General features: G+C 36.8%; 26 protein-coding genes. 6 read left to right on the forward strand and 20 right to left on the reverse strand.

Annotated features, from left to right (window positions below):
- Window positions 1–60 precede the first annotated feature (60 nt).
- Together AC3ANV_RS22655 and AC3ANV_RS22660 are read right to left on the reverse strand one after the other, a co-directional pair.
- On the reverse strand, window positions 61–1,803 hold the full coding sequence (locus AC3ANV_RS22655) for a phospho-sugar mutase (protein ID WP_488310907.1): 1,743 nt from the start codon (window positions 1,801–1,803) through the stop codon (window positions 61–63).
- Between the two features lie 272 nt (window positions 1,804–2,075).
- Window positions 2,076–2,474, reverse strand: a complete 399-nt coding sequence (locus tag AC3ANV_RS22660) for a YhcU family protein (protein ID WP_488310908.1) — start codon at window positions 2,472–2,474, stop codon at window positions 2,076–2,078.
- A gap of 142 nt (window positions 2,475–2,616) precedes the next feature.
- Here AC3ANV_RS22660 and AC3ANV_RS22665 point away from each other — a divergent pair, with 142 nt between their 5' ends.
- The gene (locus AC3ANV_RS22665; protein WP_488310909.1) at window positions 2,617–3,540 is read left to right on the forward strand and encodes an RluA family pseudouridine synthase; all 924 of its coding nucleotides are present in this window, start codon (window positions 2,617–2,619) and stop codon (window positions 3,538–3,540) included.
- 232 nt (window positions 3,541–3,772) lie between these two features.
- Here the strand turns inward: AC3ANV_RS22665 and AC3ANV_RS22670 are convergent, their stop codons facing one another.
- Window positions 3,773–4,030, reverse strand: coding sequence for a GlsB/YeaQ/YmgE family stress response membrane protein (locus tag AC3ANV_RS22670; protein ID WP_488310910.1), 258 nt, complete (start codon window positions 4,028–4,030; stop codon window positions 3,773–3,775).
- Between the two features lie 367 nt (window positions 4,031–4,397).
- Here AC3ANV_RS22670 and AC3ANV_RS22675 point away from each other — a divergent pair, with 367 nt between their 5' ends.
- The 3 genes from AC3ANV_RS22675 (at window position 4,398) to AC3ANV_RS22685 (ending at window position 6,731) form a co-directional block, all read left to right on the forward strand.
- A complete protein-coding gene (locus tag AC3ANV_RS22675) occupies window positions 4,398–5,015 on the forward strand; it encodes a DUF47 domain-containing protein (protein WP_488310911.1) in 618 nt (205 codons plus the stop codon).
- 11 nt (window positions 5,016–5,026) lie between these two features.
- Window positions 5,027–6,028: an inorganic phosphate transporter gene (locus AC3ANV_RS22680; protein ID WP_488310912.1), complete on the forward strand. Its 1,002-nt coding sequence runs from the start codon at window positions 5,027–5,029 to the stop codon at window positions 6,026–6,028.
- Window positions 6,029–6,155: 127 nt separating this feature from the next.
- Window positions 6,156–6,731, forward strand: coding sequence for a YitT family protein (locus tag AC3ANV_RS22685; protein WP_488310913.1), 576 nt, complete (start codon window positions 6,156–6,158; stop codon window positions 6,729–6,731).
- 155 nt (window positions 6,732–6,886) lie between these two features.
- On the opposite strand, the gene AC3ANV_RS22690 is transcribed toward AC3ANV_RS22685, so the two are convergent.
- From AC3ANV_RS22690 to deoR, 10 genes are all read right to left on the reverse strand, one after another.
- A complete protein-coding gene (locus AC3ANV_RS22690; protein WP_488310914.1) occupies window positions 6,887–10,132 on the reverse strand; it encodes a hypothetical protein in 3,246 nt (1,081 codons plus the stop codon).
- Window positions 10,129–11,541 (reverse strand): glycosyltransferase family 2 protein, encoded by a 1,413-nt coding sequence (locus AC3ANV_RS22695; RefSeq protein WP_488310915.1) that lies wholly within the window; start codon window positions 11,539–11,541, stop codon window positions 10,129–10,131. Before AC3ANV_RS22695 ends, AC3ANV_RS22690 begins: the two co-directional genes overlap by 4 nt.
- Window positions 11,542–11,544: 3 nt before the next feature.
- The gene (locus AC3ANV_RS22700; protein WP_488310916.1) at window positions 11,545–12,582 is read right to left on the reverse strand and encodes a HEAT repeat domain-containing protein; all 1,038 of its coding nucleotides are present in this window, start codon (window positions 12,580–12,582) and stop codon (window positions 11,545–11,547) included.
- A gap of 1 nt (window position 12,583) precedes the next feature.
- Window positions 12,584–13,039 (reverse strand): response regulator, encoded by a 456-nt coding sequence (locus tag AC3ANV_RS22705; protein WP_488310917.1) that lies wholly within the window; start codon window positions 13,037–13,039, stop codon window positions 12,584–12,586.
- A 140-nt stretch (window positions 13,040–13,179) separates the two neighbouring features.
- The gene (proC, locus tag AC3ANV_RS22710; protein ID WP_488310918.1) at window positions 13,180–13,983 is read right to left on the reverse strand and encodes a pyrroline-5-carboxylate reductase; all 804 of its coding nucleotides are present in this window, start codon (window positions 13,981–13,983) and stop codon (window positions 13,180–13,182) included.
- A gap of 107 nt (window positions 13,984–14,090) precedes the next feature.
- Window positions 14,091–14,603 (reverse strand): DUF3189 family protein, encoded by a 513-nt coding sequence (locus tag AC3ANV_RS22715; RefSeq protein ID WP_488310919.1) that lies wholly within the window; start codon window positions 14,601–14,603, stop codon window positions 14,091–14,093.
- A 327-nt stretch (window positions 14,604–14,930) separates the two neighbouring features.
- Window positions 14,931–15,329, reverse strand: coding sequence for a cytidine deaminase (gene cdd, locus AC3ANV_RS22720; protein WP_488310920.1), 399 nt, complete (start codon window positions 15,327–15,329; stop codon window positions 14,931–14,933).
- A gap of 26 nt (window positions 15,330–15,355) precedes the next feature.
- Window positions 15,356–15,526 (reverse strand): XapX domain-containing protein, encoded by a 171-nt coding sequence (locus AC3ANV_RS22725; RefSeq protein WP_488310921.1) that lies wholly within the window; start codon window positions 15,524–15,526, stop codon window positions 15,356–15,358.
- 22 nt (window positions 15,527–15,548) lie between these two features.
- The gene (deoC, locus tag AC3ANV_RS22730; protein WP_488310922.1) at window positions 15,549–16,223 is read right to left on the reverse strand and encodes a deoxyribose-phosphate aldolase; all 675 of its coding nucleotides are present in this window, start codon (window positions 16,221–16,223) and stop codon (window positions 15,549–15,551) included.
- A gap of 180 nt (window positions 16,224–16,403) precedes the next feature.
- Window positions 16,404–17,354: a DNA-binding transcriptional repressor DeoR gene (deoR, locus tag AC3ANV_RS22735; RefSeq protein ID WP_488314307.1), complete on the reverse strand. Its 951-nt coding sequence runs from the start codon at window positions 17,352–17,354 to the stop codon at window positions 16,404–16,406.
- A gap of 161 nt (window positions 17,355–17,515) precedes the next feature.
- On the opposite strand from deoR, the gene AC3ANV_RS22740 reads away from it, so the two are divergent.
- Window positions 17,516–19,690 (forward strand): MMPL family transporter, encoded by a 2,175-nt coding sequence (locus tag AC3ANV_RS22740; RefSeq protein ID WP_488310923.1) that lies wholly within the window; start codon window positions 17,516–17,518, stop codon window positions 19,688–19,690.
- Window positions 19,691–19,730: 40 nt separating this feature from the next.
- On the opposite strand, the gene AC3ANV_RS22745 is transcribed toward AC3ANV_RS22740, so the two are convergent.
- The 7 genes from AC3ANV_RS22745 to AC3ANV_RS22775 all read right to left on the reverse strand — a co-directional run bounded on the left by AC3ANV_RS22745 (window position 19,731) and on the right by AC3ANV_RS22775 (window position 24,028).
- Window positions 19,731–20,072 carry a cupin domain-containing protein gene (locus AC3ANV_RS22745; protein WP_488310924.1) on the reverse strand — a complete coding sequence of 114 codons (342 nt, stop codon included), beginning with the start codon at window positions 20,070–20,072 and terminating at the stop codon, window positions 19,731–19,733.
- Between the two features lie 146 nt (window positions 20,073–20,218).
- Complete coding sequence (locus tag AC3ANV_RS22750) at window positions 20,219–20,767, reverse strand: 2-oxoacid:ferredoxin oxidoreductase subunit gamma family protein (protein ID WP_488310925.1); 549 nt, start codon at window positions 20,765–20,767, stop codon at window positions 20,219–20,221.
- A 3-nt stretch (window positions 20,768–20,770) separates the two neighbouring features.
- Window positions 20,771–21,523: a thiamine pyrophosphate-dependent enzyme gene (locus tag AC3ANV_RS22755; protein WP_488310926.1), complete on the reverse strand. Its 753-nt coding sequence runs from the start codon at window positions 21,521–21,523 to the stop codon at window positions 20,771–20,773.
- Window positions 21,520–22,584, reverse strand: a complete 1,065-nt coding sequence (locus AC3ANV_RS22760; protein WP_488310927.1) for a 3-methyl-2-oxobutanoate dehydrogenase subunit VorB — start codon at window positions 22,582–22,584, stop codon at window positions 21,520–21,522. Before AC3ANV_RS22760 ends, AC3ANV_RS22755 begins: the two co-directional genes overlap by 4 nt.
- An 18-nt stretch (window positions 22,585–22,602) precedes the next feature.
- Window positions 22,603–22,833 carry a 4Fe-4S dicluster domain-containing protein gene (locus AC3ANV_RS22765; protein ID WP_488310928.1) on the reverse strand — a complete coding sequence of 77 codons (231 nt, stop codon included), beginning with the start codon at window positions 22,831–22,833 and terminating at the stop codon, window positions 22,603–22,605.
- 14 nt (window positions 22,834–22,847) lie between these two features.
- Window positions 22,848–23,525, reverse strand: a complete 678-nt coding sequence (locus AC3ANV_RS22770) for a hypothetical protein (RefSeq protein ID WP_488310929.1) — start codon at window positions 23,523–23,525, stop codon at window positions 22,848–22,850.
- A gap of 182 nt (window positions 23,526–23,707) precedes the next feature.
- Window positions 23,708–24,028, reverse strand: a complete 321-nt coding sequence (locus AC3ANV_RS22775) for a hypothetical protein (protein WP_488310930.1) — start codon at window positions 24,026–24,028, stop codon at window positions 23,708–23,710.
- 334 nt (window positions 24,029–24,362) lie between these two features.
- On the opposite strand from AC3ANV_RS22775, the gene AC3ANV_RS22780 reads away from it, so the two are divergent.
- On the forward strand, window positions 24,363–25,481 hold the full coding sequence (locus AC3ANV_RS22780; protein ID WP_488310931.1) for a metallophosphoesterase: 1,119 nt from the start codon (window positions 24,363–24,365) through the stop codon (window positions 25,479–25,481).
- Window position 25,482 lies beyond the last annotated feature (1 nt).

The raw sequence follows: 25,482 nt of genomic DNA on the forward strand, positions 1-25,482 counted from the left end.
AGGGACAGCCTCAGGAGTTTTTAATAATTACGATAAAAACTAACTAACAGGATCTAAGAATTAAACATTTTCAACCATTTTTATTTTTTGATCAACTACATCCATAAAGTCTTTTTCAATGGTTTGTAATTTTTTTCTGCTCGCATCAAGACTATCACTATTCACACCAAAGTAGAATTTCACTTTAGGTTCAGTACCTGATGGTCTAAGACATACCCATGAACCATCCTCAAAAGTGTATTTTAACACATTGGACTTTGGTAAATCGATTTTTTCTTCTCCATTTTTCGTTACACGGATACCCGTTAAATAATCTTCAGATGTTGCAGTTGGCAACGCACCAAGTTTTGTTAATGGTTCTGACCGGAAAGAAGCTAAAATACGTTGAATCATTTCTGCTCCTTCCTTACCTTTTAAGGTCAATGAGCGGAGACCTTCTTGGTAATAGCCGTACTTTTCAAAAACTTGCATCATTCCTTCATATAGTGACACGCCTTGTTTTTTATAAAAAGCACAGACTTCTGTCGCCAATACAACCGCTTGAATGGCATCCTTATCTCGTGCAAAATCGCCGATTAAATAGCCATAGCTTTCTTCATAGCCAAATAAATAAGTATGTTCACCTGTTGCTTCGTACTCATTAATTTTTTCAGCAATAAATTTAAATCCTGTTAATACATCAACTGTATCTAATTGATAAGCTTGGGCGATTGTTCTTCCAATTTCTGATGTAACGATGGTTTTTAAAACAACGCCATTTTGTGGCAGATTACCTTTTTCCTTTTTCTGTGTAAGCAGATAATCAAGTAATAACGCACCCGTTTGGTTACCGGTAAGAACAACATATTCTCCTTCATTATTAAGTACTGCTATCCCTAAACGGTCTGCATCCGGGTCGGTAGCAATGAGCAGATCCGCGCCAACCTTTTTCCCATCACGGATTGCCAATTCAAAAGCAGCATGTTCTTCCGGGTTCGGACTTTTAACTGTCGAAAATTCCGGGTCAGGCAGCTCCTGTTCTTTTACTACAGTAATATTCTTAAATCCAAGTGCTGCAAGAGCATTACGGACAGGTTTATTAGCTGTACCGTGCAGCGGTGTAAATACTACTTTAATATCGGTTTCCTCAAAAAGAGACGGATTCTCAGAAATAGTCTTTAATTTCTCGGTATACGCTGTGTCTATTTCCGATCCTATAGTTTTGATTAAACCTGCAGCTTTAAGGCTCTCTTCACTAGCCACTTCGATTAATAATTCATTTTCAATCTCGTTAACCTTGGCAATGACGATATCCGCACTATCCGGTGGAAGCTGTCCCCCATCTGAGCCATAAACTTTATACCCGTTATATTCCGGGGGATTATGACTGGCTGTAACGACAATTCCGGAAAAAGCATTTAAGTACCGTAGCGCAAAGGATAATTCAGGTGTTGGTCTTAATTCATCAAATACATATGTTTGGATTCCTTTTGTTGCAAGCGTCTTTGCTGCCTCCATAGCGAACTCCGGAGATTTGTGACGTGAATCAAATGCAATCACAACCCCGCGCTGTTTTGCTTCAACACCTTGTTCTTCTATGTATGCTGCTAAACCGGCAGATGCTTTACGAACAGTATAGAGATTCATTCGATTTGTACCGACGCCAATTTCTCCTCTCATACCGCCTGTTCCAAATTCTAAATTTTTATAAAATGCTTCTTCAAGCTGCTTTTCATCCTTTTTTATTTCATTTAATTGATTTTTTAACTCATTATTTAACCCCTCAAATTCCATCCATCTGTTTGCTTTCGTTTTCCAATCCATTAGATTCCCTCCTAAGATGTTTTCACTTTAATTGTTCGAAGTTCATGAGTATTACTCCTTTAAAAATCACTTAATTTCATCCGACAAATTTCGATTATTATTGTCAAATGAAGAGATTTAGAAATTCGCAACAAGTTTATATACACATTCTTTATTTTAATTATCCTTCAGTAAGAGTACAAGGGAGAAATAAAAAAGCCGGCAAATGGGGCTGTTGACAATCTATTTTGTCAACAGCCCCTTAAAGCCTGCTTTTTTACTTTTACAACAAACTATATTAGCAGCTCATTGGCCGCTTTTGTATACATACTAAACATACTGTTTTTCATACTTTTTGCTTCAACGAACTGATCAAATTCAAACGGAAAAAATAAACCGAATTCTTGCAGGTTAGACACATTCTTATCAAATAGGGATGAATAATGATCATAAAGTGTTGTGGATTCGAGAATAGAAATCAGTGTTTGCATACTGGCCATTACCTGAAAGGCATCTTTTAATGTGCTGAAATCTTCGAAATGCTTAACGGTAGTGTGCAATACTTTAAGTTCCTCAAATTCACTAATTTCATCATCCGTAAAGTAGAGTGGAAAAACATTTGTATAAATATACCTCACAAGTCCATTGATTTCTTCTTCTTGACTTGGTGTCGAGGCAAAAACAATTTTCACTTTGTAACCCACCTTTGCCATTACATTTATCTGTCGTATTATATAACATAAGAATAACATAGTTAGGAGCAAATAATCGGTGGTAATTATAACCACGATTGTCAAGTAAAAAATTTTTAATTCGAAATTGAAGGAGATAGATATGCTGAAAATGATACGGAAGGGCAATTGGCTTGAATTCATTCTCCCAAAGGAATGGGAAGGGATTACAATAGAAGAAATCTTTCGAAATGAATGGGATTCACCTAAAAAATTAACGCATTTTTTTCGAATGGAGGACAAGGTATTGGTGAATGGAAGCCGTGCCAATTGGATTCAGCCTCTTTCCTCTGAAACAAGGATACAAATTAAGTTATTTGAAGAGGAAGAAATAACTGTTCCTCCCCACTTTCTCGATGTTCCTATTCTTTATGAAGATGACCATGTCATTATCTTTAATAAGCCGCCGTTTATGAATACTCATCCTAATGACCCAAATCTTGATAATGAAACACTTGTTAATGCTGCAGTCTTCTATTTACAGTCCAAAGGCGAATTTAGGAACATTCGTCAAATCCATCGTTTAGACAGAGATACGACAGGAGCTATTCTTTTTGCCAAACATGCATTAGCAGGGGCTATTTTGGATAGGATGCTGGAAAAGCGTGAAATTAAAAGAACATACCTTGCAATGGTTCATGGGCTGTTTAAACAAAAAAAGGGAACTATTCGCGAATCCATTGGCCGTGATCGGCATCATCCCACGAAAAGACGGGTTTCACCTTCGGGTCAGGAAGCAATAACACATTTTCAGGTAATTAATGAGGAAAAGAAGAAACAGTTATCCTATGTAAAATGTTGGCTCGATACAGGCAGAACACATCAAATTCGCGTCCATTTAAGTCATTTAGGTCACCCTTTGGTTGGGGATATTTTATATGGTGGAAAGCCGATCGTTAAACGACAGGCACTGCATGCTGCTAAACTCGAATTTCCGCATCCGTTTACAAAGGAAACTATTGTTTGTCATGCTCCGTTTATAGACAAACCGCCAATTTTTAAAGACGTGGATATTTATTCCGTTTAAATAAAGACTGTGTTAAACTTGCCCTGTTGATTTGCGCTCATGCTCTTCGGCGGGCGGTCCCGGGAAGCCTCCTCGTCGCTTAAATCACCTGTGGGGTCTCCCCTGCCCCGTCTCCCGCAGGAGTCTCGCGCCTTCCGCTCCAATCAACATAGTTTCAAAATCAACAATGGCCTTTAACACAGCCTAAATAAAAAAAAGAAATCGCCTCCGAAAACAGAAGGCGATTTCTTTTTTATCTATCCGCTTTTCTAAACCCTCTCATTATTAAACTTAGCAGGAAGACAAGAACAACGGCACCTATAATTGCTGGAATAATCGCAAAGTTTGAAACATGCGGTCCCCAATTACCTAAAATTAATGAACCCAGCCATGCTCCTACAAATCCGGCAATTATATTACCAATAATACCACCTGGAATATTTCGTCCAACAATCAGACCTGCTAACCAGCCGATAATTCCTCCTACAATTAATGACCAAATAAAGCTCATTAAGAACACTCCTTTTTGGTATTCATTATTCACAAGCTTTGATGCTATTTCTTCAAGCAGTTGAAATAAAACATCCCTTTATTAATTAGCATGCTATTTCAATACTACCTGTACCTTTAAAGTACCCAAATTTATTTTAAATAATCACTTAAAAAAATCTTTCTCATATAAGAAATACATAACTACAGAATTTTAGGTAAGAGTAAAAAATAACTATTTGCTTTAGTTCGAAAATAATATTCAGAAAATTCTAATGTAAAGTTTTTGTAAAGTTAGACATCGTATCATTCATTTTTCGACATTTTTCATATAAACTAATAAATTGGTTAAAGTATAATTTTTTAACGAAAAATTGGGGGTCAAACAGATGGCGTTGAAAAAAAATGACAAATTTTCTGTATTATTAAGCAAAATTTCTGCTAACTCAAAAGAAAGTGTCAATTATTTTACAGAATACAAATTAAAAAACGTAAGTGATTTAAAAATATTCTCGGAAAAAATGAAGGAGTATGAATCAAAGGGAGACTCTTTTGTTCATGAAGTGATCAAAGAATTAAATGATGCCTTTATCACTCCAATTGAACGTGAAGACATTCTCCACCTTGCTATGAGCATGGATGATGTACTTGACGGTCTTGAAGGATGTGCAGCGTTATTCGAAATGTATTCCATGACACAAGCAGATGATTTTATGCTAAAGTTTGTTGAAGCCATTCAAGGAAGTGTTCATGAAATTGATAAAGCAGTTGAACTGCTTTCTAATAAAAAGTTACTTCAAATAAGAGAACATGCTATAAAAATAAAAGATTTTGAATCAAAATGCGATAATATCTTAAGACAATCAATTAAACATTTATTTACGGTTGAAAAAGATCCTATTCGTATAATTCAATATAAGGAAATTTACGAAACGCTTGAGGACATTGCTGACAGCTGCCAGACGGTTGCCAACACTCTTGAAACTATTATCATGAAAAATGCATAAGGAGCAAAAACATGAGCGTTATTTTATTATTAACGATTTTAATTGTAATTGGTGCCCTTGCATTTGACTTTATTAATGGTTTCCACGATACAGCAAATGCAATCGCTACTTCAGTATCTACTAAGGCATTAAAGCCCCGCCAGGCAATATTATTAGCTGCAGTGATGAACTTTGTTGGAGCAATGACGTTTACGGGGGTTGCCAAAACGATTTCAAAGGATATTGTCGATCCTTTTACACTTCATAATGGATCGGTTGTCATTCTTGCAGCATTAATTTCAGCAATCGCCTGGAACTTGATCACCTGGTATTTTGGAATTCCAAGCAGCTCGTCCCATGCGATTATTGGTTCTATTGCAGGAGCAGCTATAGCCGCTGAAGGTTTTCATATCCTCAATTATGGTGGTTTTTTAAAGATTCTTGAAGCACTTATACTGTCTCCAATATTAGCTTTTGTGGTTGGATTTATCGTTTACAGCATTTTTAAAGTCGTCTTTCGTAATTTTAATCTAACAAAAACCAACCGAAACTTCCGTTTCATTCAAATCGCAACAGCAGCATTGCAATCCTATTCACATGGTACCAACGATGCCCAGAAGTCAATGGGGATTATTACAATGGCTCTTATTGCCAATAAAATCCTTCCTGCCAATGCAGAAATCCCTCTCTGGGTACAGGCTTCCTGTGCGATTGCTATGGGACTGGGTACCTCAATAGGCGGATGGAAAATTATTAAAACGGTTGGCGGAAAAATCATGAAAATCCGCCCGATTAACGGGGTTGCTGCTGACATAACCGGGGCAGCAATCATTTTTGGTGCTACCTACATCCATTTACCTGTAAGTACAACACATGTTATATCTTCAGGCATTTTAGGTGTTGGTTCTGCCCATCGTCTTAAAGGAGTTAAATGGGACACTGCTCAACGCATGCTGATTACATGGGTTATTACACTCCCTATTTCTGCTCTAATAGCCGGTATCTGTTATTTCATTCTAAATTTAGTTTTTTAAATTAAATAAATAAACATAAAAAAGAGGATGGAACTTTTGTTTCATCTTCTTTTTTATGTTTGTACTTCTAAACGAAATCCTCTTTCATATTTTTTATGTAAAGGGACAAGTTTCGGGGTGAATAAATTTGAAACAAAAAATAGTAGCTATTCTTATTGGAAGCCTATTGTTAAGCCTTGGAGTTAATGGCTTTTTAATCCCATATCACCTGCTTGACGGCGGAGTTATCGGCTTAGGATTAATTATTCATTACTTTTACGGCTGGCCCACAGGCTTATGTATCATTATTTTAAGCCTCCCTCTTTATGTATTAGCTTGGTTTTTTGAGAGACGTTATTTTTTTTATAGCCTTCATGGACTGATTATTTCTTCATTTTGCATTGACCTATTTTCATTTATTAACGGGAGAATTCATCTTGGGATATTACCAAGTACTGTTGTAGGCGGCTTACTTGTAGGAGTTGGGATAGGACTTATGCTTCGTTATGAAACAAGTACAGGCGGAACAGACTTGCTGGCACAGCTTTTAACTAAATTTACTTCCGTTAATATCGGAATCATTATTTTTTTGATTGACGGCCTTGTAATTACAAGTGGAATTCAAGTAGTTGGATTAGAAAAATTCTTTTATTCATTTCTTACTATCTTATGTGTCGGTCTAATGACCACTGTTACAGTGACTGGGAGAGCAGAAACCCATTAGAAAAACAGGATAAATTGTAACATTTTTACCATAAAATGTTTTATTTTTCAAACTGCTTAAGATAAGATTTTAATGGTTACAGGATAAGCTTTAGGTGACTTCTAATGATGCATCAATCTAAAAAAGAAAGAACCGACAGAATCTGTGGGTTCTTTTCATTTACCACCATTAATTTCAGCTTGATAGGTCTCCTTCATAATGTCATAGGATTTTTTCAATCGTTCGTAATAGTCAGGCTCATCCCATTCATCCCATGTATATAAAAATACATTGCGCTGCTGTAACAGCCCATTTGTATTTTCCGGGAATGTCTGTTCTATATTACCCTTATTTGTTGCGGCAACTGAAATCCTAATTCCTGCAGTTTTCACATTTCCGGTCAATCCGCCGATCCACACATCTCCCATCGCTTCTTTTAAGCTCGGGTCTTTTATATTTAAGAGCTGCCAAGGTATACGTCCTTCAATGACCTTTTTGTCGTCACTAACACTTACATCGGTTAAAGAGTCAAAGTTATTATGAAATGGATTCCCATCACCAAACTTTAACTCTCCTGTTTCATAACCTTGAAAAGGAATGGTTTCCTTAGTTGATGGTATAGTTAATTCTTTGTTCAATGCCAGTCGGATTGGATTAAATACACCGTTATTCTTCTTGTTTACATTTGGCTGTGCCTTAATCAAATGAAGGAGGTTTGCATATAGGTAATAGAAGGTATCATAATAACTATCTACGAGGATCTTTGAATCTTTAGGTCCCGTAAGCATGACTAAAAAATCAATACCCAGGTCTGTTTGTAGATTAGCTTTATTCGACATTTTTATATGTGTCTGTCCTTGATTGTTAATCGTATCGAGAAGTAAATAGGTTGCCTGATTATTAAAATCAATCGGCTGATTATATGAGAGAAGATAGTACAAATATCCGCTATCGGAGGTTACACGGACCTCTTTTAATGGATTTTTTGTATTTTTTGATTGATAAATATTCTTAATCCCGGCTAAATCCCAGTCTTCAGTACCACCATCAACGATGACCGAGGTTTCCTTTTTCCCTGGTTCAAATGACAGTAATCCAAAGTGCTGTTCATTTGTTTGCTGATTATCCCAATACGGTCTGCGGTTTGGATCATCTAAATCCATCGTGTTCCAAGTACGTTTAAACCACTCGTCCTGCCAAGTAAATACAATTCCTCCTGCATAACCTTCTGAAACAATCGATTGAAATAATTGTTTATCAATCTTGCCCTGTTCCTCTTCCGAATGAAAACCTTGGTTCATTCCGTAAACATTTTTATGAGTTAATCCCCTTGATGCCGGTACTCCAAATTCCGCAACCAGTACGGGCATATGATGGGCGGCACGCAGGTCATGCAAATAGCCGGCATAGTTATTTTTTTTCCCGTTTTTATCCACATAGTTAACATATGATTTTTCGTAGTTTAAGAAATCAGGGTAATAAGGATAAATATGATAGGATGCAATTAATCCTGCAGAAAAACGTTCAGCTGCTTTAATGTGATTCGGATCAACTGAAACGGTATCTTCATCTTTTAGTGGTTCTGATGAATGTTTTAACAGATCCGTTGTCACCCAATTAGTAAAACTCATTGAATGCTGCCATTGGTATTTTTGGGTTTCATAATCGGCTGCAAAATCCATTAAACCGGCAAGCCATACTTCAAATGGAGATGCCCCGAATGTTTTGAAATACTTTCCTTCATATTGATGGACATTATCATTTTTACCATTTGTATTGGTTACCATTTCAGGATCCCATTCTGTTCCAACAATTATCCCAAGTACATACCTAGCTATATCATACTTATAGACCCCTGAGGCATGTCCGGGTCGAGGAGGAAGATTCGCCCTGCCATGAATAATATCAAGCATATATTTGATTTCTGTTTTTGCATCCACCGTATTTATTATCGCAAAAGCGTTTTGGGTCCGAATAAGATTCTCCTCATTCACCCAGGTTCCATGAAAAAGATATAAAGGCTTTTTGGCCATTTGATTATATTCATAAAAAGCTTCATAAAACTGTGGCGGATGTATAGTATAAATCCGGATGGCATTTGCATTCATATCGCCGATTTCCTTAAACCACCTCAAGTATTCTTCTTTTGTTATCGCGGTCTCACCGGGAAAATAACCAGGCTTTCCAATCCCCATGTTAACTCCCTTAATAAAAAAGTTCTCCCATTTCCCCGCTTTTTGTATTTGAATAAAAGCATCTCCTGTTCGGCTATTTGTTTTTATTCCATTTTGGTCAATCAACTCCACTTGTTCTTGTTTATTGACATGATTCAATCCATTTTTCAATAATTCTTTCATCATTGGTACATACACTTTCCAGTAAAAGGAATCATTTGCTCCGAAATGCCTTTTCCATAACTCAATCCCTTTAGTTTGATAAATTTCAGGGACTTCCGATTCATCCGCATAATCACCCGCAAAATAGTAGGAGGAATATTTCGTATTCTGATGATAAATAACTGCTGGAAAACTTGCCGGAATTCCCAATCCCTCAAGTTTTTTCTTAGCCGTAATTGAAATCGGAAGCGTATAAGAAGCAAGAATTTCTTTGTCGTTTCTTGCATTGATAATATCGAACCAGTATTGATACTTCCCTTGAAAATCTCCATTAAAATATTTTTTCCCATTCTTTGTTAGATTAAATAATGCTCCATTGTCAGTTAAATCCTTCCGGCCTATTACAACAACATAATTATTTTTACTAACAAATACGAATCCATTTCCTGTAAAGTTCCATATTTGATTTTGTTTTTGATATTGGTGCTTTAACCATCGAGGTACTTCAGGACTATTTAAATCAGGAAAATATCTTCCTATCCAGCCTGACCAATTAAGATTCAATAAATTAGAGATTTTATCCTGAGTATGAACAGAAGTAGGGCTGGCGAAAGTATTAAATTCTGCAATTATGGTCTTCCTTTTCGAAGTAATAAGTGTCTTTTCCAGTTTGTCTACTTCACGGGATGTTAATCCACCATAGATTTTTGCTGATCTATCACCTAAAAGGTTTTGTCCGGTGAAATCTTGTTTGTAAACTCCATATTGGTCGGTTAAATAAAAAACATCGTAAGGAGTGAGGTCTTTTGGTAAAGGAGCAATTTTATATTGTCGGTCTTTTTCCGGTTCAAAACCTTTATAGTCTTTATTAATGGAGTACCGCTGTCCGTTGGATTTAACATATTTTGAATTGTTGATGATCCAAACCAGCCCTTTATGCTCGCGAAAGGACCGGTCCGGAACCGTTTTATCCATAATTAAAATATTCAGCTTTTTTGAAGGTTGAATTTGCCAAAGCCAATAGGGGCTTGTCAATACAATGAAAAAAAGGATGGCATAAACGAATAAGTCGGATTGTTTTTTCATTTTGAAACACCTTTTCTTTTCATTTCTCCCCAGCTTTTGTCACCTTTGAGCATCTGCCATACTCCTTCACATCTCCAAAAAACAGTCATTGGCCTGTACCATATCGTTTCTGTTAAGGAATATAAGAAAAGCTTTATGATATCTGATATCTTTGGGTATTTTGTTAAGCTCCATTCTTCTAATAAAACGGCAGCCATGGAAAAAAGTGAGCCATATAAACAAGAAAGCAGGAACAGTAAAATTGAAAACTCCACATACATTCCACCCAGAAACAAACAAAGAATCATAAAGACATAGCCTGAAAATTCAATTATTGGTCCAAAAAACTCCACAATCCAAAAATATGGAAATGACACAAGGCCAATAGTACCGTATTTAGGATTAAAGGTTATTTTTCGATGGGTCCATAAGCTTTCAAAGAGACCTCTTTGCCAGCGGCGTCTTTGTCTCCTTAAGAATTTGATGTCCTCAGGCACTTCTGTCCAGCAAACCGGGTCAGGAACATAAACAATCCTCTTCTTTTGACCTCTCTCTTTTAAAATTCGGTGGATTCGTACAACTAATTCCATATCCTCTCCGACTGTATCGGTTTTATAGCCTCCCGCAGTAATCACCCAATGTTTGGAAAAGACCCCGAACGCACCCGAGATGATTAAAAGAAGATTATGCCTGCTTAACCCAATTCTCCCCATCAAAAAAGCACGTAAATATTCGATGATTTGCATAACCACCAAAGGTTTATCAGATAAGCCTATCTTTAAAATATGACCTTTTTGAATTTGGCAGCCATTCGCGATTCGAATACTCCCGCCGGAAGCAATAACTTCTTCATTCGAATCAATAATTGGTTTCATTACTTTTAAGAAGGCATCTTGTTCAAGCACTGAGTCTCCGTCTATAGAGCAAAAATAGGGGTAATGAGAAAAATTAAGGCCGACATTAAGGGCATCCGCTTTTCCACCGTTTTCCTTGTCAATTAGAAAAAGATTGGAAAGAATGGAGGATTGATAAATTTTTTTTATTGGTTTTGTTTCCACTTGTTTTCGAACGACTCTTTGAATTTCATTTAAACCATAATGTTTAATCATTTTTTGCAATGTCCCATCGGTAGAACCGTCATTTATGACAATCACTTCAAATATTGGATAATTAACACTTAATAAAGAGCGGACACTTTGGATTATGCCAGCCTCTTCATTATATGCAGGCACTATGATCGAAACGGGCTTTGTATAGATTTCATCCATATAATCCTCAAATGCCCGGTCCCTATCAAGTTGATATTCCTTCCGTAAATGTAACATCGATATAATCAGGATCACGGAGTAAAAAACAATAACAATCACCATATAGATGGCAATAAACCAAGCGAAAACTGTTACAATTTCTGTCCATTGTACATTTGGCATAGTTTATACCCCTTTATGAAGCCACTCCCAGGCCATGTCTTTAGCAAATGAATCCTTTGATGTCTCTAATACCCTTTGCAAAATATCCTTCCCATTCGGAAACTGACAGATTGCTTGACCTGCTTGAAAACGGACCCACCATGTTTGATCGTGTAAGAGCTCAATTAATCTTCGTATTCCTTTATCTTCCTTTATTGCACCAACTAATTTGGCTGTCATCATTCTTTCCTGCCATATGGGTGAATAGAGAAGTTTCAAATAGGGTTCAATTTGTTTCACATAACCAATTTCTGCTAATGCCTTTAACGCTCTAAGTTTAACTTCTCCTGTATGGATTGAAAAAATATTTTCGGTAAAAGAAAGATAGTGTAAATCTTTTTTTATCGATATAACATCAAGGATTGCTTTTTGTAGAGAATGATTGCTTTTATGAAATTTAAGAACAAACCGGTCAAATTTATCCTGTTCTAAGCGGATCAAAATATTTCGATATTCATATTCTGATAAATAAAAAAAACGGGTTGTAAGCAGGTCGTTAATTTTTAAATATTGAAACGATGCAAGTATTCTTAATACATGAACCAGTTCTTCATGAGTTACCTTTGTCTTTTCTGTTAACTTAACTATCTCGGGTAACAACACGCTCATATTGAAATCTTCAATATGATAAAGCGCATTCATCCGAAAGCTCCATCTATTACTTTTTAGACGTTTTTGATAGTAATCCGTTAAATAAAGTGTTGCTAAGCCCGTTAATCGCTGCTTCTCCTGTTCTCCCTCCAGTATCTTTACAAACTTACTTAGAAGTTCTTCGATTGCTTTTTGATGTATAACAGTTTCCACAGTGAGTTCTCTGGAATAACTCTCTTCTGTTAGCATCATAAAGATTAAGGGCCTGGCATGATCTTTATAGACTTCGATTTCTCTCCTTTTTTTTATATCAATAGCTTTTCTAACCATTAAATATACTAACAAAATGGCCAATAACCCTAAAATGGATAGCGTAATAATTGAAAGGATAAAAAGCTCATTATTTAGCATTTTATTTCAACCCATTAATTAACCGGTGTATTCTCGCTTGAAGCTCCTTAATACTAAATGGCTTAGTCATATAGTCATTAGCGCCAAGTTTTAAAGCCCTCTTAATATCCGATTCGCTTTTTCTTCCCGAAAGCATAAGAACATGAATGTTAGCACCGTTTTTTGATGTTTTTATCTTATGTAAGATTTCAAGTCCGTCCATTACCGGCATTACACCATCAAGAATTATGAAGTGTTCACCATGTTTTTTTAAACGATTAGACTCAAAAAATTGAAGTCCGTTCTCAAAAACTTCAAGCTCTAATTCATGATGATCAAATTCCATCATTTTGATAATCTTTATTAACATCGTCCGAATAAATTCATCATCATCAATAATCGATACAAACAAGGGCTTTTTATTAATTTCTGACATTTGACTCTCTTGTGAACAGTTTTTGTATGTATTCAACTTCATTTATGATCGCACCCCGATTGTCACATGCTAAAAAAATCTTTCTAGTCTAACTATTATTTCCCTTTTTAAAAAAAAGCTTGTGTCTAACTAAAAAATAAAAAGGATCCTTAATTGGATCCTAAAACAACAGATTTATCGTATTACCTTAATGTTTTTACCTTTGCAGTACAGCTTTCCATTGCCGATAGGACTGAACCTCGAAATTGTTTTTCTTCAAGGACCGTTACAGCTTCAATCGTTGCACCACCCGGTGTACATACATTATCTTTAAGTGCTCCCGGATGTAAACCGGTTTTAAGAACCATCTTTGCTGCACCAAGTACTGCTTGAGCTGCAAGCCGATAAGCTTTATCCCTCGGTATTCCCTCTCTTACACCGCCGTCTGCCAATGCTTCGATAAACATATAAACATAGGCTGGAGATGATCCACTAATTGCAGGGACAGCATCCATCAGCTTCTCTTCAATGAGTTCAGTTTTTCCAAAGGTATGGAAAAGCTGCTCAATCTGTGTTAATTCTTCCTCACTTAGATAGTTATTTGGACAAATTGCACTCATGCCTTCGCCTACTAACGAGGGGGTATTCGGCATTGTTCGGACAGCTTTTACTTGAAAACCAAATGCTTTTTCAATATCTTCCAGTGTAATTCCTGCTGCAATCGTAACAACAATTACATTTTGTTTAATCTCCTTTTTAATTTCTTCAATCACTGGTGCATGAAGGTCAGGCTTCACAGCCAAAATAAGAATGTCCGAAATTTTTGCAACTTCTTTATTATTAAATGTAGTATTTATTCCGTATGTTTTTATCATTTTTTCAAGTGTTTTTTCTGATACAGCACTTGCTATGATGTTTTTATTAGCAATCATATTTGATTTTATGATACCTTCAATCATCGCCTGTGCCATTTTACCCGCTCCAATAAATCCTATCGTTTTATTCATGTTGATCAGCACCTTATCTATTAATTGTCTTTTCTTATTGTAAACAACTAAAGACAAAAAAACGATTACCTAGACTTAAGGAAATCGTTTTTTTAAATAATCCGGTGTTATTTATACATTTCATTTTCTAAAATAATCACGTTTTCATTGAAATTGGTTCTCCCAATTTCCTTCGTATTTTCTACCAACCGAAAAACATTATCACAGCATTGTTTGGCACCTTTAACTAGAAGAGGTACCCCTAGGAAGTCAATTTTTAATCCTCTAGAGAAAAACCCCCCAAACGTCATAGCAAGCGGGACAGTTGGTGAAGTATTAGAGAATATGATTTTTTCATCTGCTTGAAACCTTTCTTGTAATAATAAACTCATTTCTTTTAATGCAGGGACAAGCAGTTTGTTTCTTTTCCGCCCAATCGTATAAACCGGGTTTCCATCTTCATCGGTCCCGTGAAAAATGAGTTTTCCAAAATCAGCATGAGTTAATTTATTGAAAAATTTAACATTTAAAATTTCTTCTGTTGTTAATATTCGTTCCGATTGCGGTAATTGTTTTAAGTGATAGGCAGCTGCCATTGCAGTGGTATGTGTCCCACCATAATCATTATAGATATAAATCATAGATATCATCCTTTATTTTTTCATTATGCATATTATGGACAATTATCCAAATACTGATTCGGTTGATTTTTTCTATATAAAAGGCTCTGTTAAACTTGCCTGTTGATTTCCGCTCCAGGCACTCGCTTTCCGCGGGCGGTCGGGAGCCTCCTCAAGCATTAAGCCTGCGGGGTCTCCCTTGACCTGCTTTTCCCGCAGGAGTCTCGCGCCTTCCGCTCCAATCAACATAATGAGCTAAATCAACAATGAGCTTTAACATAGCCATATAAAAAAGAAGCCATCCGCAATAGCGAATAGCTTCTATATAAAAGTTAAATTTTCCCGCATTTATTTTATTAAATCTTTGGGAGAAAATGCTCCTGGAAGAAGGTCTTTTACTTGGATTCTTTGAACATCGCCTTTTAAGTTTGTTAGGATAATTTCCATTTCATCATCACAAAGCTCAGAAATAACTTGACGGCAAGCCCCGCAAGGAGAAACAGGTCCATCCGTATCCGCCGTGACTACAAGTGATTCAAATTGTGTCACACCATCAGAATAGGCTTTAAACAATGCTGTTCGCTCGGCACAATTTGTCATACTGTATGCTGCATTTTCAATATTACAGCCATGAAATACCTGACCATCCTTTGATAACAGAGCTGCCCCTACTTGGAATTTAGAATAGGGAGCATAGGCAAGTTCTCTTGCTTTAAAGGCTTCCTGGATAAGCTTTTTTTCTTCCACAATTTTTCACTCTCCGCCAAGGAATTTTAATGCTGAATTATTTTCGTAACCCATTCAACGACAATGCCGCCAAAATATACTCCAAATACACCAACTACTGCCGAAAATACCGGAGGAGCGGGCAACGGTAACTTTAAAAATTTAAACAAAATACCAACAACTAATCCGGCCAGTAATGCCATTAAAATTTCTTTCATTCAGTTACCCTCACTATAAATATTAATAGTTATTATTAGAAAGCTCACCTTTACTGATTGCTACTCCGGAGCTAGCTCCAATCCGTGTTGCTCCAGCCTCCACCATTGCTAATGCATCCTCACGGCTGCGTACACCACCGGAAGCTTTAACACCAATCTCAGGACCAACCGTCTTCCGCATAAGGCGGATATCTTCAACTGTTGCACCGCCTGTTGAAAAGCCTGTAGATGTCTTAACAAAATCGGCCCCTGCTTTTACAGAAAGCTCACATGCCCTTACTTTTTCTTCATTCGTTAAAAGACAGGTTTCGATAATAACCTTTGTTAACGCTTTCCCTTTCGCTGCTTCCACTACTGCACGGATGTCTCTTTCAACCAATTCATCCTGCATACCTTTTAAGGCCCCAATGTTTATTACCATATCAACTTCAGTAGCACCGTTTTCAATGGCGTTCTTGGTTTCAAATGCTTTCGTTTCAGGTGTTGCTGCTCCAAGCGGGAACCCAATTACTGTACATACTTTTACTTCAGGAGTGTCAGCTAGCATTTCAGCTGCGGTTTTTACCCAAGTTGGATTAACACATACAGATGCAAATGAATATTCTTTTGCTTCTTCTACTAATTTAACGATTTCTTGTTTTGTTGCGTCTGCTTTTAATAATGTATGATCAATCATTCTGACAACATTCTGAGTCATAATCGAAATTCCTCCTATATTAAAAAGAAATATTTATTTTACATATACAATCGTTCATAACCACAATGTAACTATAACAAACAATTGAACATTTGTAAATATCATTTTGAACAAATGTAAATTTCTTTATTGTATTTCACATAAAGGACAAAATGATGACATTATAAACATTTTTTTATATCATTCATTTTTGTCAAGTAAAAATTGCGCTGTAAATTGATCTGTCACAAGAACGTTTGCGTATTGACCTTTTAATGCACCGTATATTCCTTCAATTTTGCTTGGCCCGCCGGCGACTAATATGGAATGTTCCTTTTTCCTTAGCTCATCGAGATTTACACCAAGAGTTCTTTCGTTCAGACTGTCATTGCAAATTTGACCTTCTTTATCAAAGAACCGGGAGCAAATATCACCAACTGCCTTTCCATCAAGGGATTCCAAATCACTTTCTGTAAAATAGCCCATTTGAAATAATATAGAATCCGTCTTAATGGAGCCAATCGTAAACAATGCAATATTTGCCTGCTTTCCCAGCTCAAGAATTTTTCGAATATGACGATCAGCTTCCATTGCCTGCTTCACAACAAGATGGTCAACAATTGCGGGCAAAGGAAGGTTGTGAGGAGTCGTATTAAAGGCTTTACCGAAAAGGTATAATATTTCCGATGCGTACGTGTTGGTCTCTGAGTGACTTACCCCTCCTTTTAGCTGAACCACTTTCACATCCTTCACAAACTTTTGCTTCAATTCTATTGCAATGTGATAAAGGGTAGTTCCCCATGTTACACCAATAATGTCTCCATCCTCTACAATTTCATGAAGATAGACTGCTGCTTTTTCCCCAAGATAATTTTTAATAATATGATTTTCAAATTGAGGAACTGATGTGACAATTGCTTTCTTTAAATTGAACTTATTTTCTAGCTGCACCGAAAGATTCGCAACATCCTCTGTGGGATCCATAATAGTAATCTGCACGATTCCATCATTTTTTGCCTGCTGTAATAATCGAGACACAGTAGGACGTGAAACACCTAAAACTTTGGCAATTTCATTTTGATTATAATCCAATAAATAATATAACTTGGCCGCTTCTATCACTTTTCCTAATTTTTCCCGATCCACAATAATCACCTAATGTTTTTGATATTTTCTTTATTGTAACAAAAAAAACAAGTCGCACAAACATTTGTAAAAAATCAAATGAACATTTTATCAATCAATATTTGCTCTTAATTTTACTAACCTGACTTATTTTCGGGGAAAATACGTTGTTAAAGGGGGGCATTAAGATGCAAAAATTAGGGGAATTCCTCTACCAAAAGCGAAAAATGGTTCTGATGCTTTGGATCTTTATCATCGTATTATTTGGATTCTTTGCACTGAAATTGCCATCCGTTTTAAGCGGAAATGGGTTTGAATACCATGGTGAATATAATAAAACAAGAAGAATTCTCGAAAAAGACTTCGGTCAAGCAAAATCAGCGATTATTCTTGTTTTTCAACGCGATAATACGGTTAGTGACGACGATTGGAAGAATTATATTAGGGACACATTTAAAAAAATCAGCACCATCCATAGCGCACAAAAAATGAGCAATCCTTTAGCAGGAGATGGAATGGTAAAGGATGACGTTGCCTATGGGCTTCTTTCCTACAACAAAAAAGCCGAGAACCTGGGAAAAGAAATTACCCAATTAAAATCGAAATTAAAAAATAAAAAAGGCTTGCAGGTAACGATGACAGGGGAGCCGGTGATCGTCCAAGACCTAAACACTGCGAGTCAGGAGGATTTAGCGAAGGCGGAAATGATTGGTCTGCCTATTGCTTTAATCGTGTTGGTGCTTGCTTTTGGGGGTCTTGTTGCAGCGGCCATTCCGCTTGTGATTGGTGTTGTGTCCATTTTAATTACAATGGGTACAGTCTATTTTTTTAGTTATCGTACGGATTTGACTATTTTTATTCTAAACATTATTCCAATGATTGGACTTGCATTAAGCATTGATTTTGCATTGTTATTTATTAACCGTTATAAAGAGGAACTTTTAAGGAATCCCATTCAGGATGCCATTACGATAACGGTTGCAACCGCAGGGCGATCGATTATTTTTTCCGGACTTTGTGTTTTTATTGGATTGTCAGGACTTTGGTTTATTAAAATAGATATTTTTCAGAATGTTGCTCTCGGTGGTATGACCGTTGTGTTAATATCTGCCCTATGTGCCTTAACATTTCTTCCTGCACTACTCTCTGTAATCGGAAGCAATATCAACAAATTAAGTGTACTAAAGATAACAGACAAACAAACAAATGGTTGGTACAGCTTTGCTAAATTTGTCATGAGACACCCGGTATTTATGACAATAGCAGCACTGGCCATTCTTTTAGCGGGCTTAGTTCCCGTCAGGCAAATGACTCTTGCGATTCCCGGAACCGATTCATTGCCGGAAAAATACCCATCTAGAGCAGCCTTTGAAACCTATAAGGAAATATTTATTCCAAAAGAAAAACGTGAGGAGAAAAAAGTGACAATTATTTTCGAATCAAAGAGAAATATTCTCGAAAAAAGCACTCTTGACAAAGTAAGTAAAGTGGAAAGGAGCCTAAATAAAGATCCGCTGGTTGCAACGGTTAACTCGCCTTTTTCAGCAACAGGAGTAAGTAATGGGGCACAACTATTTAATTTATTAAAATTCGGGGACATAAAAAAGGTTTCCCCTATTGTTGATTACTTTATAGGAGACAATAAAATGTTGGTCGAGGTTTATTTGAAAACAGGTGAACATTCAGAAAAAGCCAGAGAGTGGGTCCGTAAATGGTCAAATGCTGACTTAGGCCTGACGGCACATGTTGGCGGCACGATAAAATTTGAGCAGGAAATATTTGATGAAATTTTTAAAAAAGCACCATATGGATTGCTTTTAATTTTTATTACAACCTTTATCATCCTTATGGCTGCCTTTCGTTCCTTGTTAATTCCAATCAAAGCGATCTTAATGAATATTTTAAGTCTTGGCTGTACATTTGGAATTGTTGTTTGGATCTTCCAACGCGGTCATTTTGGAATGAAGCCTGTTGATATTGCATTGATTTTACCTGTATTTGTTTTCACCCTGGTATTTGGCCTATCAATGGATTATGAGGTGTTTCTAATCTCCAGGATACAAGAATTTTATTTAAAAACAGGTGATAACAGTGAAGCAACACTCTCAGGTTTAACCTATACCAGTAAAATTATCACCTCTGCTGCAGCAATCATGATTGTTGTTACCGGTGCTTTTGCCTTCACAGGAGTAATGCCAATCAAACAGCTTGGAGTAGGGATTGCAATCGCGATTTTTATTGACGCTACCATCGTGAGGATGATTCTAGTTCCTGCCCTGATGAAACTGCTTGGCGATTGGAACTGGTGGTTTTTTGGCCTAAAAAATAAAAGACATCTTGAGCATCGAAAAAAACCAGCCTGAATTTTGGCTGGTTCTTCTATTTAATTTGGTAAATGATTAGCTATATATTTTGAGCGTATTTTTCACTAGGTACTTTGCTTAATACTACATATAAGCTTACCGGTTCATTTCCGTTATTTTTAAAGGCCATTTCTTCATTATTACTTACATGGATTAAATCAGCCTCTGCTCCTTCTAGTTCCTTGCCATCAATTATGAAGATACCCTTTCCGGTTACAACAAATAAATAGACTTCTGCTCCCGGATGCTTGTGTGTTGGGAGCTGTTGCCCAGGTAAGAAATTCAGAACAAACACTGTCGTGTCTTCAGTATTGAAAATAACTCTTTTGGTAAATCTTTCTTCGCTATATTTCATGTAGTCTTTAACAGAATTTTTTTCCATTCATTTTTCCTCCTTAGCATTACTTCTACCATAAGTATAATTGAAAATAATTTTCATTTAAGTGAGGAGTATCACTCCGTTAAAATATTAACTGAAAAAAAATTAAATAGGCAAAGCCAGCCATAAAAACATGGCTGGCTTGAAATTCAAACTATTCCTAACTCTACAAATGATGCACCCTTATTCAGTGCTTTCATGTTTACATCTATTAGGTGGTGCTTGTCAGAAGAAAGAACTTTCTTTAAAGACTCAAAAACAGAATTGATTGAAACCATCTTGGTATGTTCCAAAAAAGCCCCCAATAAAATCATATTAGCAACCAGGGAGCTTCCAAGTGAGTTTGCCAAATCTGTCGCCGGGAGCTCAATTATTTTTATATCTTTTCGTTTTGATGTTCTAATGACTAATGATGAGTTAATTAGTAAAAGCCCACCATGGCGAACGAGGGGTTCAAACTTATCAAAAGAAGGGTTATTTAGAATGATAGCTGTCGATGGACTTGTCACAAGCGGTGATCCTACCGGCTTATTACTTACTACAACAGCACAATTTGCTGTTCCTCCCCGTTGCTCTGGTCCATAAGAAGGTAGCCATGAAACACCTTTTCCCTCGATCATTCCGGCATAAACAATGAGCTGCCCCATTGACATAACTCCTTGACCACCAAAGCCGGCAATGATTATTTCTTCCAGCATTTGTTAGTTCACATCCTCTTTATTTTTATAAACTCCTAGCGGATAAGCAGGAAGCATATTATCCTTCACCCATTCGAGAGACTCATAAGGATCGAGCCCCCAGTTGGTTGGACAGGTAGACAATATCTCTACCATTGAAAATCCCAGACCCTTTTTCTGCGTTTCAAATGCTTTGCGAATGGCTTTTTTTGCTTTTATTATGTTTGGAACATCATGAGAGGAAACTCTTTCAATATAGGCAGAGCCATCTAGGGTTGCCAGCATTTCACAAACTTTAATTGGAGACCCTTGAATATTCACATCCCTGCCAAATGGAGTGGTCGCTGTTTTTTGTCCAATTAGCGTTGTTGGTGCCATTTGCCCGCCAGTCATTCCATAAATAGCATTATTAACAAAAATCACTGTAATTTTTTCACCTCTTGCCGCAGCATGAATCACTTCGCTAATTCCAATTGAGGCAAGATCCCCATCACCTTGATAGGTAAAAACAAATCGATTTGGAAGAACGCGCTTCACACCTGTTGCCACTGCCGGAGCACGTCCGTGGGCTGCTTGTGTCATATCACAATTAAAATATTCATACGATAACACCGAACATCCTACCGATGCTACTCCAATTGTATCCTCTAATATATCCATTTCTTCTAAAACTTCACCAACGATTCGATGAATGACCCCGTGCGTACAGCCCGGACAGTAGTGTGTAGGTTTTTCAGTTAAACCGCTTGTTTTTTTAAAAATCGTCTTCATTGTCATACTGAAATCCCCCCGGCAACTGTCATTATTTTTCGGTAAATTTCTTCTTGTGTAGGAACGACTCCGCCAGTTCGACCATAGAAATCAACGGGTGCATGGCCATCTACCGCTAGCCTTACATCCTCGATCATTTGCCCCGCACTCATTTCTACGGAAATATATGCTTTAACTGAGTCACGTGTTTCTTCAAATGGTTTTTCAGGGAATGGCCACAAAGAAATTGGTCTGATTAATCCGACTTTCACTCCGTCCTGTCTAGCTTTGTTGATGGCATTCATCGTAATTCGAGCCACTGTTCCGAAAGCCACCATTATAAAATCGGCATCCTCCGTTTTATACGTTTCAAAACGGACTTCATTAGCCTTTATTTGAGCAAATTTCTGTTGCAAAAGGATGTTTCGTTTTTCCAAACTTTCTGCGTCAAGCTCCAAGGATGTAATAATTTTTGGTTCTCCATCTCCCCGTGTACCTGTTGTTGCCCAATTTTTTTCATACAAATGAGTTTCAGATCGTTCCCCAAATTCAACCGGCTCCATCATTTGACCGAGCATCCCATCTCCCATTAGGATCACCGGAGTCCTGTACTTGTCAGCAATATCAAAGGCATCACGTGTCAAATCGATTATTTCCTGCAAGCTGGCAGGTGCTAATACCGGAATATTGTAATCTCCATGCCCTCCGCCTTTTGTCACTTGAAAATAATCTGATTGTGCCGGTTGAATATTTCCTAATCCGGGACCGCCTCGTACAATGTTAACCACCACAGCAGGAAGTTCCGAACCCACTAAATAGGAAATACCCTCTTGTTTAAGGCTGAATCCCGGACTTGAAGAGGAAGTCATAACCCTAACTCCTGTTCCTGCAGCCCCATATACCATATTAATAGCTGCAATTTCACTTTCAGCTTGCAAAAATAATCCCCCTACCTCCGGAAGCCTTCGTGCCATATAAGCAACAAGTTCACTTTGCGGAGTAATAGGGTAGCCAAAAAAATACTTACACCCTGCATGTACTGCTGCTTCACCAATCACTTCATTTCCTTTCATTAACACTTTCCCCATATGTAAAACTCCTTCCAATTACACAGTTTGCAATATTTTCACCGGCCTATAAACAGAGATAACGGAATCCGGACATATTTGTCCGCACTTTGTACAGCTAATACAATTCTCCTGATTAACAACTGTAGCAGGTCTGTATCCTTTTCCATTTAAATAGTCTGCCAGAAAAATAACATTTGTCGGGCAGACTTGAACACAAAGACCACAGGATTTACAGATATCCTCATTAAAGACAACTCTTTTTTCCAATTAAATTCATCCCCTTATCCTTCCCAAGGTAATTTCATATACCTTTGGATAAAAATTACATCATAATTTTTGGCAAACGTGTCTGCTTCTTTTTCCAAGTGATTTGAAATGGTTGTGAACTGTAAGGGAATTCCCAGCTTTTCAGACAACCGAATACTAAGTTCATAGCCTTTATAAATATCATTTATGGATGTTTCAAACCCTAGACTTGAATTATTAATAATACCAGTTACCTTTAAACGGGAAGCTTTTTCAATTTCCCTGACCGTATATAGGGCACCTTCCAGTGTGCTGACATAAGGACGATTACCATTTAAAACAAAAAGTAATTCCGGACTTAAATTCCTCCATTCGTGATAATACTGTCCTAATGCTGCAGCACCGTCCTTATCACCTCCGGCATCAACAATATTCATGTACCTATGGTCATGTAAAACACGATAAATTTCACCGGAGACAATTGGTAAATCAGCAGTTGCAAGATGTTCCTTCGGTGAAATTAATTCAATATCATGCTGCTGAAATAGGTTTGAAACATCCCGTGAACGAAAATATGGATTTATGATATCTAAATCATTAATAGCCACTTTTTCATGTGTCTGTCTCTTTAATAACGCTAAATTAATCGCAATCTCTGTTTTCCCGCTGCCAAAATGACCTGATAAAATAGAAATCTTATTATTTAATTTCAAACAGGCATTTCTCCTTTCAAAAATGAAAGCGTTTCCAATTGGAAATTCTAAAAAATTTCCAATTTATTATTCTACTTAATTATAAAATACTAATTGCCTGTCCTGCTTTGACTATTGTCACACTTCACTATTTTGTAAAAATATCGGTATAAATTGAAAAAAGAAGTTCCAAAGAACTTCTTTTATGACATATAGGATAGGATGACTTTTTGTGGAAGATCATTTTCAAAGTCAACCTTTCTTTTCATTCTCTCACAAGACGGCATTTCAAATGAGAAATCCTCTACCCTTGAAGGTATTACACCATCGTGTTTTAAATGGTCAAAAACTCTTTGCATAGCTTCTTCTGTTGATATCATTTCCTCTGAATTCTCGACCTTAAGGCACTCCACACATGTTTCGATGATATTTTCGTCAATTTGCTCCTGCGCAAAAACTAATTTAGCGCCGGTGATATTTTCGACTTCCTTATTTTCTAATTCAATTATGGTTGTAATATTCATCTTAAATTAACCTCCATCTTTGATTAAATTTATTATAAAAAATTTCTGCTCATTTGTATTTTAAAAACGCTTTTATTCATTTTTTCTTCATATGTTTTTGACAATTTTCTGTCCATTTTAATATGTCCATTTAAAACTAATTTTGTGCCAATATTGGTTACTTATCCATATATTTATATTTAAGGAAAAAATTTGATAGGTATTTTTTGCAGTAACGTTGGATGTTTAAATCTCGAAGCGATTTATCCGGTTGCAATTTTTCTTAAGAATAATAATTCTTATAAAAAAACGGATACTATTGTTACATTGATTTTAATTGGAGGAGGTCTTTTTAGTGCACTTAAAAAAAATATTTCTGTTGCTACTAACTCTCACTCTATTTTGGCAAGCTTTCCCGTCTCTCTCTCATGCTCTGGAGGACACGAAAACTAAGGAAGGAATTGTAGATTTACGAATCCTTGAAACAACCGATTTACATGCTCACTTAGTCAATTATGATTATTACCAATCAAAAGTGGATAATAGGGTCGGTCTCGTTAAAACCGCCACACTTATTCATCAGGCAAGGAATGAAGTTAAAAATTCTTTATTATTTGACGATGGCGACCATTTGAAAGGAAATCCGCTGGGTGAGTTTTTGGCGAGAATAAGAGGGATTCATAAGGGCAAAATCCATCCGGTTTATAGAGCATTTAACTTTTTAGGGTATGATGCAATCGCAATTGGAAATCACGAATTTAACTATGGATTAAGCTTCTTAAATGCTGCCTTGAAAGGGGCAAAAATGCCTGTAGTAAATGCAAATGTATACCGGGTTAATAAAAATAAACCTTATTTTAAACCTTATGTAATTCTGAAACGGAGCGTTGTTGACCAACAAGGTAATCAGCATGTACTTAATGTTGGTGTTATTGGGTTTATGCCGCCGCAAATCATGAAATGGGATAAAGCAAACCTGGAAGGAAAAGTGTTGGCTAAACCAATTGTTGATACAGCAAAAAAATATGTACCACTTATGAAGGCAAAGGGTGCTGATATTATTATCGCACTTGCCCATACCGGCATAAGCAGCGAACCATATTCTCCCGAAACGGAAAACGCGGCCTATTATCTCACGCGGATTCCCGGAATCGATGTTGTTTTGGCAGGACATTCACATGGAATCTTTCCCGGACCGCATTTTGCACGTCTTCCTAATACAAATTTAGCAACCGGACAAATTAATGCGAAGCCTGTTGTTATGGCAGGCTCTTTTGGAAACCGTCTTGGAGTTATCGATTTAATACTCAAAGTAAATGCAGGAAAATGGCAGCTTCTAAAGGGGACAGCCCTAACAAGGCCTGTTGCCGACGAGCATGGAAAGCCTCTCGTAAAAACAGATAAAGCTTTATATAGATTAATTCAATCTGAGCATCAGGAAACGGTAGATTTTATTAAAAAATTAGGCTTATAGA

The organism is Neobacillus sp. DFD-2R (assembly GCF_057747865.1).